The following is a 17,320-nucleotide window of genomic DNA, read 5'->3' as shown; positions in this document are numbered from 1 at the left end:
CTCACATGCGGAACAGGCCGAACCGGGAGTCCGGCAGCGGGGAACGGGAGATGACGTCGAGGGCCAGGGAGAGCACCCGGCGGGTCTGGCCGGGGGTGATCACACCGTCGTCCCAGAGGCGGGCGGTGGAGTACAGGGGGCTGCCCTGGTCCTCGTACTGCCGGCGGACCGGCGCCTGGAAGGCCTCGACCTCCTCGGGGGACATCGGCTCCTCCCCCGCGGCGGCCCGCTGGTCCTGCTTGATCTGCGTGAGCACGGAGGAGGCCTGCGGACCGCCCATCACGGAGATGCGCGCGTTCGGCCACATCCACAGGAAGCGGGGTGAGTAGGCGCGGCCGCACATCGCGTAGTTGCCGGCGCCGAACGAGCCGCCGATCACCACGGTCAGCTTGGGCACGCGGGCGGTGGCGACGGCGGTGACCATCTTGGCGCCGTCGCGCGCGATGCCGCCGGCCTCCGCGTCCCGGCCCACCATGAAGCCGGAGATGTTCTGCAGGAACAGCAGCGGGATGCCGCGCTGGTCGCACAGTTCGATGAAGTGCGCGCCCTTGCGGGCGGAGTCGCCGAACAGGATGCCGTTGTTGGCGAGGACGCCTACGGGGTGGCCGTCGATCCGTGCGAACGCGGTGACCAGGGTGGTGCCGTAGAGGGGCTTGAACTCGTGGACGGAGCCGCCGTCCACGAGGCGGTCGATCACCTCGTGCACGTCGTAGGGGGTGTTCACGTCCACGGGCACGACGCTGGTCAGTTCGGCCGGGTCCTTGGCGGGCTCCGCGGCGGGGGCGACCTCCCAGGCCGGCGCCTCGGCCGGGGGCAGGGTGGCCACGATGTCCCGGAGGATCTGCATGGCGTGCAGGTCGTCGTCCGCCAGGTGGTCCGCGACGCCGGAGCGCTCGGCGTGCAGCCGGCCGCCGCCGAGGTCCTCGGGCGAGACGTCCTCCCCGATCGCGGCCTTCACGAGCGGGGGGCCGCCGAGGAAGATGGTGCCCTGCTCGCGCACGATCACGGTCTCGTCCGACATGGCCGGCACGTACGCGCCGCCCGCCGTGGAGGAGCCGCACACCGCTGCCAGCTGCGGGATGCGCTGCGAGGAGAGCAGCGCCTGGTTCCGGAAGATGCGGCCGAAGTGCTCGCGGTCCGGGAAGACCTCGCCCTGGCGGGGCAGGAACGCACCGCCGGAGTCCACGAGGTAGATGCACGGCAGGTGGTTCTCCAGGGCGATCTCCTGGGCTCGCAGGTGCTTCTTCACCGTCATGGGGTAGTAGGTGCCGCCCTTCACGGTGGCGTCGTTGCCGACCACCATCACGAGGCGGCCGTGGACCAGGCCGATGCCCGCCACGACGCCGGCGGCGGGGCTGTCCCCGTCGTACAGGCCGTGCGCGGCCAGCGCGCCGACCTCGAGGAAGGGCGAGCCCTCGTCGAGCAGCGCGTCGATGCGGTCCCGCACCAGCAGCTTGCCTCGGCCGGTGTGGCGCTCACGCGAGCGCTCGGGCCCGCCGAGCGACGTGCGGGCGACGAGGTCGGCGAGCTCCTGCTCGAGCCGGGCATGGCCGGCCGCGTTGCGCTCGGCCACGGTGGGCGCGGCCTGCGCGGCCGGGGCCGGGGTGCTGGCGGTCATGAGACCCCCTTCAGTGAATGACGACTAACTGAACTGAGCCTCAGTGTAGTGACGATCGTCACCGACGTCGACCGCGTGCCCGGCGCGCCTCGTCCCGTCCTACAGTGGATCCCATGCCCGCCGCCGATCCCGCGTCCCCCGCCGCCCCGGCGACCCCGCCGACCGCCCGGGAGGCCGCCAAGGCCCGACGTCGGGTGGACCTGCTCGCGGCCGCGGCGCGACTGTTCGCGGCCCGGGGCTTCGACGCGGTCCGCCTCGAGGACATCGGCGCCGCCGTCGGGATCAGCGGACCCGCCATCTACCGCCACTTCGCCGGCAAGGCGGCCGTGCTCACGGCGATCCTCGACACGGCCTCACAGGACCTGCTCGACGGCGGGCTGGCCGCCGAGGCGCAGCACGCGCCGGGGGCGGAGACCCTGCGGGCCCTCATCGGCTTCCAGGCGGACTTCGCCCTCGCCCAGCGCGACGTGATCCGCGTGCAGGACCGCGACATGTCCGCCCTGCCCGACGGGGCGCGCACGGCCATCACGCGCACCCAGCGCGCCTACATCGACGTGTGGGCGCGCCAACTGCAGGTCGTCCACCCCCAAGAGGACCGGGCCACCGCCGTGTTCCGCGCCCAGGCCGTGCTGGGCCTGCTCAACTCCACTCCCCGCTCCGTGCGGCGCACCGCGGCCGACCGCGCGGCCCGCCGCGCGACCCTCGCGGCCATGGCCTGGGCCGCGGCCACGGCCCCCGGACCGCTGCCCGGCGAGGACTGAGCGGGCGGCACCGGCCCGGCGTCGTGCCCGGTGATACGGTGGCCGGTACCGTGACGGCGGACGCCGTCGAACCCCGCCCCGAGAGGTCCACCGCCGTGCTTCTTCGTGACGTCCGACCCGAGGATCTGGACGAGTTCTTCCTCCACCAGCAGGACGAGCAGGCCAACCTGATGTCCGCCTTCGCCCCCCGCAACCCCCGGGACCGCGGCGTCTTCGACTACCACTGGGCCCACCTGCTCGGGGACGAGCACACCATCGTGCGGACCATCGAGCACGAGGGCCGCGCCGTGGGCGCGCTCGTGTGCACCCAGCAGGACGGCGTGGGCGAGCTGTCCTTCTGGACCGCACAGGACTACTGGGGCCTGGGCCTGACGACCGCGGCCGTGGACCGGTTCCTCGAGGAGCACACCGCCCGCCCGCTGCGGGCGCACGTCCCCGAGGACAACGTGGGCTCCGTGAAGGTGCTCTCCCGTCGCGGCTTCGAGACCGTCGGCGAGGAGAAGGTCTTCTCCAACGCCCGTGCCGAGGTCATCACCGAGCTCGTGATGGAGCTGCCCGCCGGCGACTGAGCGCGGCCCGCGCCGTGCCGGCGGCCGCACCGGCCTTCCACGACGACGGCCCCGCCTCCCGGTGCCCGGGTGGCGGGGCCGCGGCGCGTCCGGGGCCGTCAGACCATGGTCAGGGTCAGGCCCGGGCGACGCAGGATCGCGCCGACGTCCGCGAGGAAGCGCGAGCCCTGCTCGCCGTCCACGAAGCGGTGGTCGAACGAGAGGGACAGCGTCATGACGTCCCGCAGGGCGATCTCGCCGCGGTGCTCCCACGGCATCCTCCGGACCTGGCCGATCGCGATGATCGCCCCCTCGCCCGGGTTGATGATCGGGGTGCCCGCGTCCACGCCGAACACCCCGACGTTCGTGAGCGTGAAGGTGCCGCCGGCCAGGTCCGCCGGGGACAGCCGCCCGTCGCGGGCCAGGCCCGTGAGATCGCGGATGGCGTCGGCCAGCTCCCTCAGGCTCATCGCCTGGGCGTCCTTGACGTTCGGCACCATCAGGCCGCGGGGGGTGGCGGCGGCGAAGCCGAGGTTGACGAAGTTCTGCCGCACGATCGTGCCGGCGGCCTCGTCCCACCGGGCGTTGACGTCCGGGGTGCGCTCCATCGCCACGAGGCACGCCTTGGCGGCGAGCGTCATGGGCGTGAGCTTGACGTCCCGGAACTCGCGGGAGGCCTTGAGCTCGGCGAGCAGCTCCATGGTCTCGGTGACGTCCACCTGCAGGAACTCGGTCACGTGCGGGGCGGTGAACGCGGACTGCACCATGGCCGCCGCGGTCGCCTTGCGCACGCCCTTGACCGGCACGGCCTCCGTGCGCGGGCGGCCGCCCAGGGTGCGGACGCCCCCGGTCGCAGCCGGCTCTGCGCCGGACTGCGGCGGCGTCGCCGCGACCGCGGGCTGCCCGCCCCCAGCCAGGAACGCCTCGACGTCCGCGCGGGTGATGACCCCGCCCGCACCGGTGCCGGTGACCTGCTCCAGATCCACGCCTGAGCGGCGTGCATACAGGCGCACGGGCGGGGTGCAGCGGGGCCGCTCGCCCGGCGCCGCCTCGGGGGCCGCGTCCGCGCGGTCCGGCTCGGCGGCCTCGGGCTGCGGGCGCCCGGTGCCGGCCGGGGCCGCCTCCGACGTGGACGGCGCCTGCCCGCGGGCGGGCTCACCCGCCGGGGCGGCCGACGTCGCCGGGGCCGCAGAGCCGCGCCGAGCACGGCGGCCGGGCTTGCCGGTGTCCGGCGCGGCACCGTAGCCGACGAGGGTGGGCACGCGGCCGTCGCCCTCGGCGGGCCCGCCGACGTCGGGCTCGGCGCCCTCGAGGGTGAAGGTCACCAGGGGCGCACCGACCTCGAGGGTCTCGCCCTCGGCGCCGTGCAGGGCCGCGACGACGCCCGCGAACGGGCTCGAGACCTCGACCACGGCCTTGGCCGTCTCGACGTCGGCGAGCACCTGGTTCACGGTCACCGCGTCGCCCTCGGCCACGCGCCACGTCACGATCTCGGACTCGGTCAGGCCCTCGCCGAGGTCGGGCAGGCGGAAGGTCTTCTGGCTCATCGGGTCTCCTCCCCGGCGTTCTGGGCGGCGAGGAACTGCTCGGCGGTCTCGGGGGCGGCGAACGCGTCCACGGAGTCCAGCGAATTCGGCCGGCCCAGAGCACGGTCCAGGCCGTCGAGGATGCGGTCGAGGTCCGGCAGGTGCAGGTGCTCGAGCTTGGACGGCGGGTAGGGCACGTCCATGCCGGTGACGCGCACCGGCGGGGCCTCGAGCCAATGGAACGCGCGCTCGGCCACCGTGGCCACGAGCTCGGCGCCGAGGCCGCCGGTGCGGGACGCCTCGTGCGCCACGACGAGCCGGCCGGTGCGCCGCACCGAGGACTCGACCAGGCCGGTGTCCAGCGGGGACAGGCTGCGCAGGTCGACCACCTCGACCTCGACGCCCTCCTCGGCCGCCACCTCGGCCGCCTGCAGGGCGGTCTTCACGAGCGGACCATAGGCCACGAGCGTGGCGTCACGGCCCTCGCGCAGGATGCGGGCGGGGCTCATCGGCGGGATCGCGACGTCCAGGTCCACGTCGCCCTTGTCGTGGTAGCGACGCTTGGGCTCGAGGTAGACCACCGGGTCCTCCGAGGCGATCGCGGCGCGGATGAGGTCGTACCCCTCCTGCGGGGAGGACGGGGAGACCACGCGCAGGCCCGCGGTGTGCAGGAAGTAGGCCTCGGGCGACTCGGAGTGGTGCTCCGGGGAGCCGATGCCGCCCCCAAAGGGGATACGGATGGTCACCGGCATCGGCACGGCGCCGCGGGTGCGGGCGCGCAGCTTGGCCAGGTTCGCCACGATCTGGTCGAACGCCGGGTACACGAAGCCATCGAACTGGATCTCGACGACGGGCCGGTAGCCGCGCATCGCCAGGCCGATGGCCGTGCCCACGATGCCGGACTCGGCCAGCGGGGTGTCGAGCACCCGGTCCTCGCCGAACTCGGCCTGCAGGCCGTCGGTGATGCGGAACACGCCGCCGAGGGCGCCGATGTCCTCGCCCATGAGCAGGACCTTGGGGTCGTCGGCCAGGGCACGGTGCAGGCCGCGGTTGATCGCACGGCCGAAGGTCATGCGCTCGCTCACGCGCCCGCCTCCTCGTCGTCGAACTGCTGCAGGTAGAGGGCGTGCTCGCGGCGCTGCCGCTCGAGCTCCTGGTGGGGCTCCGCGTAGATCTCGTCGAAGAGCTTGTCCGCGCCGTCCTCCTCGAGCGCCTCGAGGGCGCGGCGGACCTCGGCCGCCAGCTCGTCGGCCTCGGCCTGGGCCTGTGCGAGCACGGCGTCCACGTCCACGTCGAGGGTGCGCAGGTGCGCCTCCACGCGGGTCAGCGGGTCACGGGCCTTCCAGGCCTCGAGCTCGGCGTCGTCCCGGTAGCGGGTGGGGTCGTCCGCGGTGGTGTGCGGACCCATGCGGTAGGTGACGGCCTCGATGAAGGTGGGCCCTCCCCCGTCGGCCGCGCGCTCGACGGCGGCGCGGGTCGCGGCGAGCACGGCCAGGACGTCGTTGCCGTCCACGCGCATCGACGGGATGCCGAAGCCCCACGGGCGGTCCGCGATGCTGCGGCGGGTCTGCAGGCGCACGGGCTCGGAGATGGCCCAGTGGTTGTTCTGGCAGAAGAACACCACGGGCGCCTGGTAGGAGGCGCTGAAGATCATGGCCTCGTTGACGTCGCCCTGGCTCGTGGCGCCGTCGCCGAAGTAGACGATCGTGGCGACGTCCGCCTGGTCCCGCTGGACGCCCATCGCGTAGCCGACGGCGTGCAGGGCCTGCGCGCCAATGATGATCTGCTGGGTGGCCACCCGCGTCTCGTTCGGGTCCCAGCTCGAGAACGTGGAGCCGCGCCACACCCGCAGCAGGTCCAGCGCGGGGACGCCGCGGAGCAGGGCCACGCCGTTCTCGCGGTAGGACGGGAAGACGAAGTCGTCCGGGCGCAGCGCGACGGCGGAGCCCACCTGGGCGGCCTCCTGGCCCAGCAGCGGGGGCCACAGGGCCAGCTCGCCCTGACGCTGCAGGTGCGTGGCCTCGACGTCGAGGCGCCGGACGACGGCCATCTGGCGGTACAGCGCGGCGAGGGCGTCGGCGTCGACGTCCTCGATCCACGGGTCGAGCTCCGGCTGCGGACAGCGGCGGCCCTCCGCGTCGAGCACCTGGAGCGCCACGGCTTCGGCCGGGCCCGCCGGGGGCGGGGAGCCGGCAGACTGTCCGCCGGTGGGACGGGTGTGGTCCACGAGGGTCACTGCACTGCCTTCCGATCGACGCCCACGGTGCGGGGCGAGGGAGTTGTACGCATGCGCGAGCAGGGGTGGAGCGCGCGGCGTCTCGGTGGTGTGATTGTAATCACTTTCGTGTGATCTGCGCCACTCTGCCCGGGGCCGCCGCGCGAGGGCCGGGTGTCAGGCGCGGCGCAGCAGCACGTCGACGGCGGCGTCGAGGTAGGCGTCGACCTGGCCCTCCTCGTAGCCGGCGGCACCCTCGGCCTCGCCGAACGACGCGCGGCGCACGTCGTCCGCGGTCAGCCCGCCCTCGGCGTCGGGATCCGTCGAGCCCTCCCCACCGGCCAGGGTGACGCGCAGGCGGTCCACGAGCGCGTCCACCTGGTCCACGTCGTAGCTCACGGCGTCCGCGCGGGAGGGGCGGCGGAAGCGCTCCGCCGGGGCCCGGTCGGCGCGGGCCACGAGCTCGGCCACGCGTTCCTCGAGGTCCGCGGCCCAGTCCTCGTCCCCGCGCTCGGTGACGAAGGCCTGACGCTCGGCGGCGGCCAGCTCCTCCTCCAGACGGTCCAGCTCGTCGTCCACCTCGTCCGTGGCGTAGCCGCCGTTGACGGTCGCGAAGCGGGCCTGGCGCACCTCCTCCGCCGTCAGCGGGGCACCGCCGTCGCGCGCCTCACGGGCACGCGCCATGAAGGCGTCCACGTGGGTGGTCTCGTAGCCGATCTCGTCCTGCTCGACGAGCTGGAAGACCGGCTCGGCGTCCGGGGTGGTGCGGGGGGTCATGGGCGTCTCCTGCGGTGCGGGTCCCGGCCGTGCCGGGTCGAGGGGTGGATCAGGTCAGAGGCAGCGCCAGCACGGTGTAGGCCACCGGCGAGGCGAACACGAGGGAGTCCAGGCGGTCCATCACGCCGCCGTGGCCGGGCAGGGCGGAGGACATGTCCTTGATGCCGAGCTCACGCTTGACCATGGACTCGGAGAAGTCCCCCGAGGTGGCGGCGGCGACGGTGGTCACGCCGAGGACGGCGCCGATCCACCACGGCTGGCCGACCAGCAGGGGGACGGCGACGACGCCCACCAGCACCGAGCCCGCCAGGGAGCCGGCCAGGCCCTCCCAGGACTTCTTGGGGCTGATGCGCGGGGCGATCGGGGTGCGGCCGAGGCGGTAGCCAACGATGTAGCCGAACGTGTCGTTGGAGACCACCATCAGCAGCAGGATCGCCACCATGAGGTGCCCCAGCGGCTCGTCCAGGAGCGCCACGGCGAAGGAGAGCAGGAACGGCGCCCACAGCACGATGAACACGCCCGCGAGCATGAACTGGCCCGCCGGGCGCCGGCGCGTCAGCGCCGTCCACACGGCCACCAGGGCCAGGCACGCCACGAGCGCGACGAACAGCGCGGGCACCCCCCACCGCCACGCCGTGAGCGGCAGGACCGCCGCGGCCACCCAGAGCGGGGGCCGCGGCACGTCCAGGCCGATGCCGCGCACCGCCGTCGCGATCTCGGACACCGCACCGACCAGCAGGGCGACCACGAGCACGACCAGCAGCCAGTCGAGCCAGAGGAGGCCGACCAGCGCCGTCGCCAGCAGCCCCACCCCCACGAGGACGGCGGACTTGAGGTCGCGGCCGCCGCGCGGGGGTGCGGGCGAGGTGGACACGGCGGAGGGCATGGGGCGAGCGCGGACGGCGGGAGGATCAGACCTCCAGCAGCTCCTGCTCCTTGTTCTTGGCCATCTCGTCGATGAGCTCGACGTGGCGCTTGGTGAGCGCGTCCAGCTCCTTCTCGCCGCGGGCGCCCTCGTCCTCGCCGACCTCGCCGTCCTTGACGGCCTTGTCCATGGCCTCCTTGGCCTTGCGGCGGGCGTTGCGCACGGAGATCTTGTGCTCCTCGGCCTTGGACTTGACCAGCTTCACGTACTCCTTGCGGCGCTCCGCGGTCAGCTCCGGCATCACGATGCGGATGACCTTGCCGTCGTTGGACGGGTTCGCGCCGACCTCGGACTCGGACAGCGCCTTCTCGATGTTGCGCAGGGCCGACTGGTCGAACGGCGTGATGAGCAGCGTGCGGGCGTCCGTGGTGGTGAAGGACGCCAGCTGCTGCAGCGGGGTGAACGAGCCGTAGTAGTCGACCATCACCTTGGAGTAGAGGCCCGGGTTGGCGCGGCCGGTGCGCACGGAGGCGAAGTCCTCACGCGTGGCCTCGATGGTGCGGTCCATCTGCTCTTCGGCGGACTGCAGGGTCTCCTGGATCACGGTGTCTCCTCGATGTGGTGGATCAGGTCTGCCGCCATCCTACGCGGCGGGCCTCAGACGGTGACGGTGGTGCCGATCGGCTCGCCGAGCAGGGCGCGGGTCACGTTGCCCGGGCCCTCCATGCCGAACACGCGCATGTCCAGGTCGTTGTCCTTGCACATGGTCATGGCGGTCAGGTCCATCACGCGGATGTTCCGCAGCAGCGCCTCGTCGTAGGTCAGGTGCGTGAGGCGCTCGGCGGTGGGGTCCTTCTTGGGGTCCGCGGTGTAGACGCCGTCCACGCCGGACTTGGCCATCAGGACCTCGTCCGCCCCGACCTCGAGGGCGCGCTGGGCCGCCACGGTGTCCGTGGAGAAGTAGGGCAGGCCGGTGCCGGCGCCGAAGATCACGACGCGACCCTTCTGCATGTGGCGGATGGCGCGCAGCGGGATGTAGGACTCGGCCACCTGCTCCATGTGGATGGCGGACTGCACGCGCGTGGTGACCCCGGCCTGGATGAGGAAGTCCTGCAGGGCCAGGCAGTTCATCACGGTGCCGAGCATGCCCATGTAGTCGGCCCGGCGGCGGTCCATCCCGTTCTCGGACAGCTCCGCGCCACGGAAGAAGTTGCCGCCGCCGACGACGATCGCGATCTCCACCTGGTCCGCCGCGGCGGCGATCTGCTCGGCGATGCCGCGGACGGTCTCCGGGTCCACGCCGATCTTGCCGCCGCCGAACACCTCGCCCGAGAGCTTCAGGAGCACGCGACGGCGGCCGGTGTCGTCCGAGGTCTGCGGGGCGTGGGCGGTGGTCGGGTCCTCGGGGGCGCGGTTCGTCTCCATGGGAAGCATCTCCTGGTCGGTGGGGGTCGGGCCGGGGACGGCCGTCCGGGGGCGGACACGCGGACGGGGTGGCCGCCCGGTCGGGGCGGCCACCCCGTCATGCGGTGGTCGTCGGCGCCGTCCGGCGCCGGAGTGGACCTCGGGTCGCTCCCGATCCTACGCCCCCGCGGGGCGTGGACCGGGAGCGGCCGGTCCGGGTGCGGCGGTCAGTTGCCGACGCGGAAGCGGGCGAACCCGGTGACGTTGGTGCCGGCGTCGGAGGCGACCTTGCCGACGGTCTGCTTCGGGTCCTTCGCGAACGGCTGGTCCACGAGCACGATCTCCTTGAAGAAGCCGGTCAGGCGGCCCTCCACGATCTTCGGCAGGGCCTGCTCCGGCTTGCCCTCGGCACGGGCGGTCTCATCGGCGATGCGACGCTCGTTCTCGACGGTCTCGGCCGGCACGTCCTCACGGGTGAGGTACGTGGGCGAATAGGCCGCGGTGTGCACGGCGATGTCGTGCGCGGCAGCCTTGGCCTCGGCGGAGTCGGCGTCCACGGCGAGGAGCACGCCCACCTGGGCCGGCAGGTCCTTGGAGGTCTTGTGCAGGTAGGCGTCCACGAAGGCGCCCTCCACGCGGGCCAGGCGGCGCACGGCCACCTTCTCGCCCAGCAGGGCGCCCTCCTCGGTCACGTAGTCGCCCAGGGTGCGGCCCTCGTGGTCGGAGGCCAGCAGGCCGTCGACGTCGGTGGCGCCGGAGGCGACGGCGGCGCGCAGCACCACGTCGCCCAGGGCGATGAACTTGTCGGCCTTGGCCACGAAGTCGGTCTCGCAGTTGAGCTCGATCATGACGCCGACGCCGTTCTCGACGGTCGCGGCCACGAGGCCCTCGGCGGCGGAGCGGCCCTCGCGCTTGGTGGCGCCCTTGAGGCCCTTCACGCGGATGATCTCGATGGCCTTCTCGGCGTCGCCGTCGGCCTCGTCCAGAGCCTTCTTCACGTCCATCATGCCGGCGCCGGTGCGCTCGCGCAGGGCCTTGATGTCAGCAGCGGTGTAGTTCGCCATGCTCGTTCGGTCCTTCCCGTGGTGTGGGTTGTGCGGGATGTTCGGGGTCTGAACCGGTCCGTCGGCCCGGCCGGGTGGGGCCGGGCCGACGGGCCGGCCGGGATCACTCGCCCTGCGGGGCGGCCTCGGCGGCGGGGGCCTCGGCCTGCTCGGCCGGCGCCTCGGCGGCGGGGCCCTCGGCCTGCTCAGCCTGCTGGGCGTTGTGCTGCTCGAGCAGCTCGCGCTCCCACTCGGCCATCGGCTCGGCGGCCGCCTGGCCGGACTTGCCGCCCTGGCGGGCGATCAGGCCCTCGGCGACGGCGTCCGCGACCACGCGGGTCAGCAGGTTCACGGAGCGGATGGCGTCGTCGTTGCCCGGGATCGGGTAGGCGACCTCGTCCGGATCGCAGTTGGTGTCCAGGATGGCGACGACCGGGATGCCGAGCTTCTGGGCCTCGTCGACGGCCAGGTGCTCCTTCTTGGTGTCCACGACCCACACGGCGGAGGGGGTCTTGGCCATGTTGCGGATGCCGCCGAGGTTGGCCTGCAGCTTCTCGAGCTCACGGTTGAGCAGCAGCAGCTCCTTCTTGGTGAACTGCGAGCCGGCCACGTCCTCGAAGTCGATCTCCTCGAGCTCCTTCATGCGCTGCACGCGCTTGGAGACGGTGGAGAAGTTGGTCAGCATGCCGCCGAGCCAGCGGTGGTTCACGTAGGGCATGCCCACGCGGCCGGCCTGCTCCGCGATGGCCTCCTGGGCCTGCTTCTTGGTGCCGACGAACAGGATGGTGCCGCCGTGGGCGACGGTCTCCTTGACGAACTCGTAGGCGCGGTCGATGTAGGACAGCGACTGCTGGAGGTCGATGATGTAGATGCCGTTGCGCTCGGTGAAGATGAAGCGCTTCATCTTGGGGTTCCAGCGGCGGGTCTGGTGGCCGAAGTGGACACCGGAGTCGAGGAGCTGGCGCATGGTCACGACGGGCATGACGTTCCCTTCTGTGGCAGCCGTGGCACCCCGCACTTCACGCGCGGGCGGTCTGCCGGTCGATTTCTTGACGGTTGGCGGCCGGCCCGGTCGGGCGGCCCCTGGCATCACGACGGCGGGCTGCCGGGCCCCACGAGCACCCGCGCCGACGTCCTCTCCAGGAGGACGGCGGGGGCGGGACCGAGCGTGGGGGCTGGGCCGCTGGAGCGACCCACCGCGATGCGCGGAGTCGGCGTCCGGGGCACAGCACAGGGCCGGTCACAGGACACCGCTGAGGTGAATCCTACCCCAGGTGGGCGACCGCTCCCATCGCCGACTCCTGCACAGGGGCCGGTGCGGCGGGCGCTCTCCACGATCGGACTGCGGGCCCGCCGCGCGGCCGCCCGGGACGTCAGGCTGACGCCATGACCCCTCGCACCCGCCTCCCCCGTCAGCTCCCGCGCCCGCACATCGCGGGGTGCGTCGCGGCGGCCCTGCTCGCCTGGCTCCTCCTCGCCCTGGGGGTGGGCGGCCTCGACCCCGTGCCGCGGGCCTCGTCCGCACCGTCGGGGCGCGACGCGCGGCTGCTTGTCGCGGCGTCCCCGGCAGGTCCGGGATCGACGGCCGCGCCGGTCGCGTGGCACGCGCCCGTGGCCGGCGCCGCACCGGGTGATGTGCTCCGCGCGTTCGTCGCGCCGGAGCGACCGTGGGGTCGGGGGCACCGGGGCGTGGACCTCGCCGTGCCGTCCGGCGCAGCGATCCGAGCACCGGCGGCGGGCCGGGTCGTGTTCGCCGGGGTCGTGGTCGACCGCCCCGTGCTGACCCTCGAGCACGCGGACGGGACCCGCAGCTCGCTCGAGCCGGTGGAGGCGGATGTCACCGTGGGGGCCGTCGTCGCCGCGGGCGACCCGGTGGGGCGACTGGCCGAGGCGTCACCCCACTGCCCGCGGGCGTGCGTGCACTGGGGTGTGCGGGAGCCCGATGGCTGGCGGGTGGGGGACGCGGCCTTCGATCGCTACCTCGACCCGCTGGTGCTCATCGGCTGGAGCGGTCCGTCCGTGCTCTGGCCGCACGCCGCGCCGTACCCAGCGCGGCCGTGAGGTCCAGGAGTCGGCGGGCGGACTCGTCCCAGCTGAACCGGGCCGCCTGGGCGACGCTCGCCCGGGAGGCCGCGGCGAACTCGGCGGGGTCCTCGAGCTCCCGCACGCGGGCCGCGAGCGCGGCCGCCCGGTCCCCCTCGAGCGGGACACCCCGGAAGGACGGGGTGCCCGCGCCGGCGATCTCGCGGAAGATCGGCAGGTCCGAGCACACCACCGGCGTGCCATGGGCCATCGCCTCGGCCACGGGCAGGCCGAAGCCCTCGGCGCGGGAGAGGGTGACGGCCGCGGTGGCCCGGCGGAGCAGGCGCACGTACTCGGCCTCGTCGGTGCCGTCGTGGAACACCACGTCCGCGCCGGCGGCCCCCGCGGCGGCGCGGCGCGCGGCCAGCCGGGCCTCGAGCTGCCCGCGGCGCTCCGGGCTGATGCGGGAGAGCAGGTGCAGCGCGTAACCCGGCAGCAGGGGCGCGGCGGCCACGAGGGACTCGACGTCCTTGTAGTCCATGAACGAGCCCATGTAGAGCAGCGTGCGCTCCGGGGTCTCGTCCGGGTCCCGTGGCTCCGGGACCGCCTGCGCCGCGTTCGCGATGACGTGGACCGGACGCCGGGTGAGGCGGTGCCGGGCGATGAGCTCCGCTGTCGTCCGGGAGACCGTGGCGACCGCGTCCGCGCGGTCGAGCAGGATCCGCTGCGGGGTCCTGGTCAGGTGGTAGGCCCGCCAGAGCCAGCGGATCGGTTCGGGCAGGTTCCGTGGCGGGGTGCGGTGCTCGTAGTAGATGAGGTCGTGGAGCGTGAGGATCAGGGCGTAGTCCCGCCCCCACGAACCCATGGTCTGCATGGGCGAGAAGACGACGTCCGGTCGCAGGCGCGCGACCTGACGGGCCACGAACGGCTCGCGTGGGGAGGTGGGGCCGGAGACGAGGTGCCACGGCACGCCGTCCGGGAGCAGGGCCAGCTGTCGTTCGTCCGAGATCAGCATCGCGACCTCGACCTCGACGTCGGCACCCTCCGGTCCCGGCGCGTCGGTCCGGCGGGCGACCGCCTCGATGAGGCTCGCGCCGTAGCGGGAGATGCCGTCGTGGAAGTCGGTGCGGGTGTAGCGGGCGTCCATCAGCAGGCGCAGGGGGCGGGAGGGGCTCACCCGGACCACGCTAGCGCCGCGCCGGAGAGGGGCAGGGACAGCCGCGCGCGGAGGGTGACGGGCGGGGCGCGTCGCGCGCCGATCGGCCACCTGGGCGTCATCCGAATTTCTGATTGCGTTTCGATAACGATCGTGTATCTTGATCACGGATCGGTTACAGCCGGTCCGCCACACCGGGGCTTCCTCCGCATCCTCGCGTACCCGGTCATCCGCACTGCTCGTCAACTCGCACCCGCGGCCCGGCCTCGTTCCGGGCATCGCCCCGAGGCACCACCCTCATGGCCGCAGGTCCTGTCCGGGAAGAAGATCCGATGTCCGTGACCTCCTCGCACGCCGCTTCGCGCCGCGCCCCCCGCACCGCCGCCGCCTCCGTGGCCCTCGCCCTGGGCGCCGCCGCCCTGACCGGCGTCGGCACCGTGTCCGTCGCCGAGACCGCCCAGGCCGCCGAGACCACCTACACCGTCCGCTCCGGCGACGGCTGGTGGATCATCGCCCAGCGCACCGGCGTCTCCATGTCCACGCTGCAGTCGCTCAACGGCATGACCGCCGCGACCGTGCTGCACCCCGGCATGGTCCTCAAGACCTCCGGCACCGCCACCCCGGCCCCGGCCCCGGCGCCGTCCACCTCGGGCTCGACCTACACCGTGCTGGCCGGCGACGGCTGGTGGATCATCTCCTACCGCACGGGGGTGTCCGCCTCGGTCCTGCAGTCCATCAACGGCATGAGCTCCTCGACCATGCTCCACCCGGGGATGGTCCTGAAGACCACCTCGGTCTCCACCTCCAGCGCCCCCGCCGTCGCCCCTGCGCCGGCGCCCGCGTCCAAGCAGGCTGCCGTCGACTACGTGCGCGCCGCCGTCCGGAACCCGTCCTCCTATTACGTGTGGGGCGGCAACGGCCCCTCCGGCTTCGACTGCTCCGGCCTCACCCAGCAGGCCATGGCCCAGGCCGGCATCTCCATCCCGCGCCGCGCCGGCGACCAGTACCTCGCCGCGAAGTCCTACGTGCCGATCTCCCAGGCCCAGCCCGGCGACCTCGTGTTCTACGCGAACCAGTCCACCGGCCGCATCTACCATGCGGCCATGTACATGGGCGGCGGCCAGCTCGCCCACGCCCTCAACGAGGACGCGGGCCTGGTGTTCACCTCCACGACGATCATGAAGTCCGACATGCTCGCGGTGGCCGCCCGCTACTGAGCACCGGCACGACGACGGCCCCCGGCCCGCGCCATACCGCGCGGCCGGGGGCCGTTCCTCGTAGGGCGTGCGGGACTTGAACCCGCGACCCAGGGATTATGAGTCCCCTGCTCTGACCGACTGAGCTAACGCCCCTCCCCCCGCGGCACCGCGCGGGACCCGCCCATCCTACCGACGGGGCTCAGAGCAGCGCGCGGACCTCGGCGGCCGTCGCGCCGCGGTAGAGGCGCTCGAAGATGTCCACCGTCTTCTGGGCGGAATGGTGCAGGGCCTTCGCGTGGGATGCCTCGCCCATGGCGGCGCGGTCCGCGTCCGAGAGGTCGAGGATCCGGGCGATCCGATCGGCCAGGGCCACGTGGTCCCCGGGCGGGAAGAGGTGGCCGTTGACGCCCTCGTCCACGAGGTGGGGCAACGCGAGGGCGTCCGCGAGGACCACCGGGGTGGACGCGCTGAGCGCCTCGAGGGTCACGAGGGACTGCAGCTCCGCCGTGCCCGGCTGGCAGAACACGTCGGCGCGCAGGTAGGCCGCCCGCAGCTCCTCCTCGGAGACGTGGCCGCGCAGCAGGACGCGGTCGGCCGCCTCCTCCTCGTCCACCGTGGCACGGATGCGGTCGCGCTGCTCGCCGTCGCCGACGATCTCGGCGTGCACGTCCAGGTCGGGGCGGGTGCGGGCCAGGTGTGCGATCGCACGGATCAGCACCTCCACGTTCTTCTCCACGGCCAGCCGCCCCACGAAGAGCACGACCGGATGGCCGGGATGGTCCACCTTCTCCCCCGGCTGCAGCTCGTAGGCGCTCGCGTCGATGCCGTTGGAGACCGGGAGGACGTTGTCCAGGCCGGCGTGCTCGGCCATGGCCTGCGCGGCGAGGGCCGTGGGGGTGGTGACCACCGCGCCCTTGCCCATGAGTCGACCCATGTCCGTCCACGACACCCGGGAGACGATGTCCAGGAACCACTGCGGGAACGGCAGGAACGGCTCGAGGTTCTCCGGCATGAAGTGGTTCGTGGAGACGATCCGGATGCGGCGCCGCTCGGCCTCGTTGATGGCGGCCTCGCCGATCATGTAGTGGCACTGGGCGTGCACGACGTCCGGCTGGACCTCGCGGTAGATGCGGCGGAAGGAGGTCTTGGCGTGCCGCGGGAGCACCACGCGGTAGTACTCGTGCGTCGGCGCCGGCAGGGAGCGCAGCAGGTGCACGGTGGCCTCCGGCCGGTGCTCCACGGTGTCGGGGCCGGCCTCGGTGCGCGGCATCACCACGTGGACCTCGTGGCCACGCGCGTGCAGCGCCGTGGCGAGGCGGTGGCCGAAGGTGGCAGCCCCGTTGACGTGGGGCGGATAGGTGTCTGCGGCGATCAGCACCTTCAGGGGGCGGTCGGCGGCGGTCCCGGGACGGTCGGACACGGCGGTCCCTCTCTGTGGTGGCGATGGCACGACGACGTCCGGCCCGTGCCGTGAGGGTCGGCCGCGGGCACGGCGCGCGTCCCACGGTAGCAACCGTCGGCGCCGGCACGACCATGCGCCAGGGTCAGCCCCGGCGGGACGGTTCTTCGCGCGGGTCCTGACCGTCCGCCCGCAGGTCCCGGGCCTTGCCCACGGCGCGCACGAGGTAGTCCCCCGCGGCGAGGATGTGCAGCAGGCAGCCGGCGCCGACCAGCGCCAGGGCCACGCCGCTCCACGGGCCGCCGTCGACCCCCGGCACACGGGCGAGCAGGAGCAGGGGCGTGCCCACCAGCAGCAGCGCGGTGCGCATCTTGCCCAGGACCGTGACCGGCAGGTCTGGGCTGCCGCCGAACAGCCACAGGCACACGGCGGCGAGCACGACGTCCGGGATCGCGATGGCCAGGGCGAGCCAGAGCGGGGCGATGCCGGTGGCCACGAACGTCACGGCCACCACCAGCAGGGAGAGGCGGTCCGCCACCGGGTCGAGCCACCGCCCGACCGTGGAGATCATGTCGAACCGGCGCGCCACGTAGCCGTCCACCCAGTCCGTGCCGGAGAGCACCGCCAGGATCACGAACGCGTCCAGGTGCCGGCCGTCGACGGTGAGCCACACGAACACCGGGACCAGGGCGAAGCGGGCCAGGGTGATGAGGTTCGGCACGGTCAGCCAGGTGTCGCGGACGCGGTACTCGTGGCCCTCGCGCAGGCCGACGTCGATCACACGCAT

17 protein-coding genes and 1 tRNA gene are annotated in these 17,320 nt (G+C 73.4%); 4 read left to right on the top strand and 14 right to left on the bottom strand.

Annotation, left to right across the window (positions count from 1 at the left end; translation table 11 throughout):
- Position 1: 1 nt before the first annotated feature.
- The gene (locus AC3RKA_RS03210; RefSeq protein ID WP_489727487.1) at positions 2-1,618 is read right to left on the bottom strand and encodes a carboxyl transferase domain-containing protein; all 1,617 of its coding nucleotides are present in this window, start codon (positions 1,616-1,618) and stop codon (positions 2-4) included.
- A 113-nt stretch (positions 1,619-1,731) separates the two neighbouring features.
- On the opposite strand from AC3RKA_RS03210, the gene AC3RKA_RS03205 reads away from it, so the two are divergent.
- Positions 1,732-2,379 (top strand): TetR/AcrR family transcriptional regulator, encoded by a 648-nt coding sequence (locus AC3RKA_RS03205; protein WP_363738210.1) that lies wholly within the window; start codon positions 1,732-1,734, stop codon positions 2,377-2,379.
- 50 nt (positions 2,380-2,429) lie between these two features.
- Positions 2,430-2,948 (top strand): GNAT family N-acetyltransferase, encoded by a 519-nt coding sequence (locus tag AC3RKA_RS03200; protein WP_145033187.1) that lies wholly within the window; start codon positions 2,430-2,432, stop codon positions 2,946-2,948.
- A gap of 98 nt (positions 2,949-3,046) precedes the next feature.
- Here AC3RKA_RS03200 and AC3RKA_RS03195 read toward each other — a convergent pair whose 3' ends face one another.
- From AC3RKA_RS03195 to rpsB, 9 genes are all read right to left on the bottom strand, one after another.
- Entirely contained in the window at positions 3,047-4,474 is a 1,428-nt protein-coding gene (locus AC3RKA_RS03195; RefSeq protein ID WP_336265179.1) for a dihydrolipoamide acetyltransferase family protein, read from the bottom strand.
- Positions 4,471-5,526, bottom strand: coding sequence for an alpha-ketoacid dehydrogenase subunit beta (locus tag AC3RKA_RS03190; RefSeq protein ID WP_044659478.1), 1,056 nt, complete (start codon positions 5,524-5,526; stop codon positions 4,471-4,473). Before AC3RKA_RS03190 ends, AC3RKA_RS03195 begins: the two co-directional genes overlap by 4 nt.
- An 8-nt stretch (positions 5,527-5,534) precedes the next feature.
- Complete coding sequence (pdhA, locus tag AC3RKA_RS03185) at positions 5,535-6,689, bottom strand: pyruvate dehydrogenase (acetyl-transferring) E1 component subunit alpha (RefSeq protein WP_227448638.1); 1,155 nt, start codon at positions 6,687-6,689, stop codon at positions 5,535-5,537.
- A gap of 156 nt (positions 6,690-6,845) precedes the next feature.
- Positions 6,846-7,445, bottom strand: coding sequence for a DivIVA domain-containing protein (locus AC3RKA_RS03180; RefSeq protein ID WP_002857700.1), 600 nt, complete (start codon positions 7,443-7,445; stop codon positions 6,846-6,848).
- A gap of 49 nt (positions 7,446-7,494) precedes the next feature.
- On the bottom strand, positions 7,495-8,331 hold the full coding sequence (locus AC3RKA_RS03175) for a phosphatidate cytidylyltransferase (protein WP_049159409.1): 837 nt from the start codon (positions 8,329-8,331) through the stop codon (positions 7,495-7,497).
- A gap of 25 nt (positions 8,332-8,356) precedes the next feature.
- On the bottom strand, positions 8,357-8,914 hold the full coding sequence (gene frr / locus AC3RKA_RS03170; protein WP_002857704.1) for a ribosome recycling factor: 558 nt from the start codon (positions 8,912-8,914) through the stop codon (positions 8,357-8,359).
- Between the two features lie 53 nt (positions 8,915-8,967).
- The gene (gene pyrH / locus AC3RKA_RS03165) at positions 8,968-9,735 is read right to left on the bottom strand and encodes a UMP kinase (protein WP_002857706.1); all 768 of its coding nucleotides are present in this window, start codon (positions 9,733-9,735) and stop codon (positions 8,968-8,970) included.
- Positions 9,736-9,941: 206 nt separating this feature from the next.
- The gene (gene tsf, locus AC3RKA_RS03160; RefSeq protein ID WP_002857708.1) at positions 9,942-10,778 is read right to left on the bottom strand and encodes a translation elongation factor Ts; all 837 of its coding nucleotides are present in this window, start codon (positions 10,776-10,778) and stop codon (positions 9,942-9,944) included.
- Between the two features lie 103 nt (positions 10,779-10,881).
- A complete protein-coding gene (gene rpsB / locus AC3RKA_RS03155; RefSeq protein ID WP_065573772.1) occupies positions 10,882-11,739 on the bottom strand; it encodes a 30S ribosomal protein S2 in 858 nt (285 codons plus the stop codon).
- A 404-nt stretch (positions 11,740-12,143) separates the two neighbouring features.
- Here rpsB and AC3RKA_RS03150 point away from each other — a divergent pair, with 404 nt between their 5' ends.
- Complete coding sequence (locus tag AC3RKA_RS03150) at positions 12,144-12,818, top strand: murein hydrolase activator EnvC family protein (protein WP_081304997.1); 675 nt, start codon at positions 12,144-12,146, stop codon at positions 12,816-12,818.
- On the opposite strand, the gene AC3RKA_RS03145 is transcribed toward AC3RKA_RS03150, so the two are convergent.
- Positions 12,754-13,956, bottom strand: a complete 1,203-nt coding sequence (locus AC3RKA_RS03145; RefSeq protein ID WP_065573773.1) for a glycosyltransferase family 4 protein — start codon at positions 13,954-13,956, stop codon at positions 12,754-12,756. The genes AC3RKA_RS03150 and AC3RKA_RS03145 overlap by 65 nt on opposite strands.
- A 311-nt stretch (positions 13,957-14,267) precedes the next feature.
- Between AC3RKA_RS03145 and AC3RKA_RS03140 the strand changes: the two genes are divergently transcribed.
- Entirely contained in the window at positions 14,268-15,152 is an 885-nt protein-coding gene (locus AC3RKA_RS03140) for a peptidoglycan endopeptidase (protein ID WP_065573774.1), read from the top strand.
- Between the two features lie 61 nt (positions 15,153-15,213).
- Here AC3RKA_RS03140 and AC3RKA_RS03135 read toward each other — a convergent pair.
- The 3 genes from AC3RKA_RS03135 to AC3RKA_RS03125 form a co-directional block, all read right to left on the bottom strand.
- A tRNA-Ile gene (locus tag AC3RKA_RS03135) sits at positions 15,214-15,287 on the bottom strand.
- Between the two features lie 46 nt (positions 15,288-15,333).
- Entirely contained in the window at positions 15,334-16,554 is a 1,221-nt protein-coding gene (locus tag AC3RKA_RS03130; RefSeq protein ID WP_489727486.1) for a glycosyltransferase, read from the bottom strand.
- 124 nt (positions 16,555-16,678) lie between these two features.
- The gene (locus tag AC3RKA_RS03125; protein WP_489727485.1) at positions 16,679-17,320 is read right to left on the bottom strand and encodes a CDP-alcohol phosphatidyltransferase family protein; all 642 of its coding nucleotides are present in this window, start codon (positions 17,318-17,320) and stop codon (positions 16,679-16,681) included.

It is taken from the genome of Micrococcus sp. iso_229, assembly GCF_058072725.1.
This window is presented reverse-complemented; position numbering and strand designations above follow the sequence as displayed.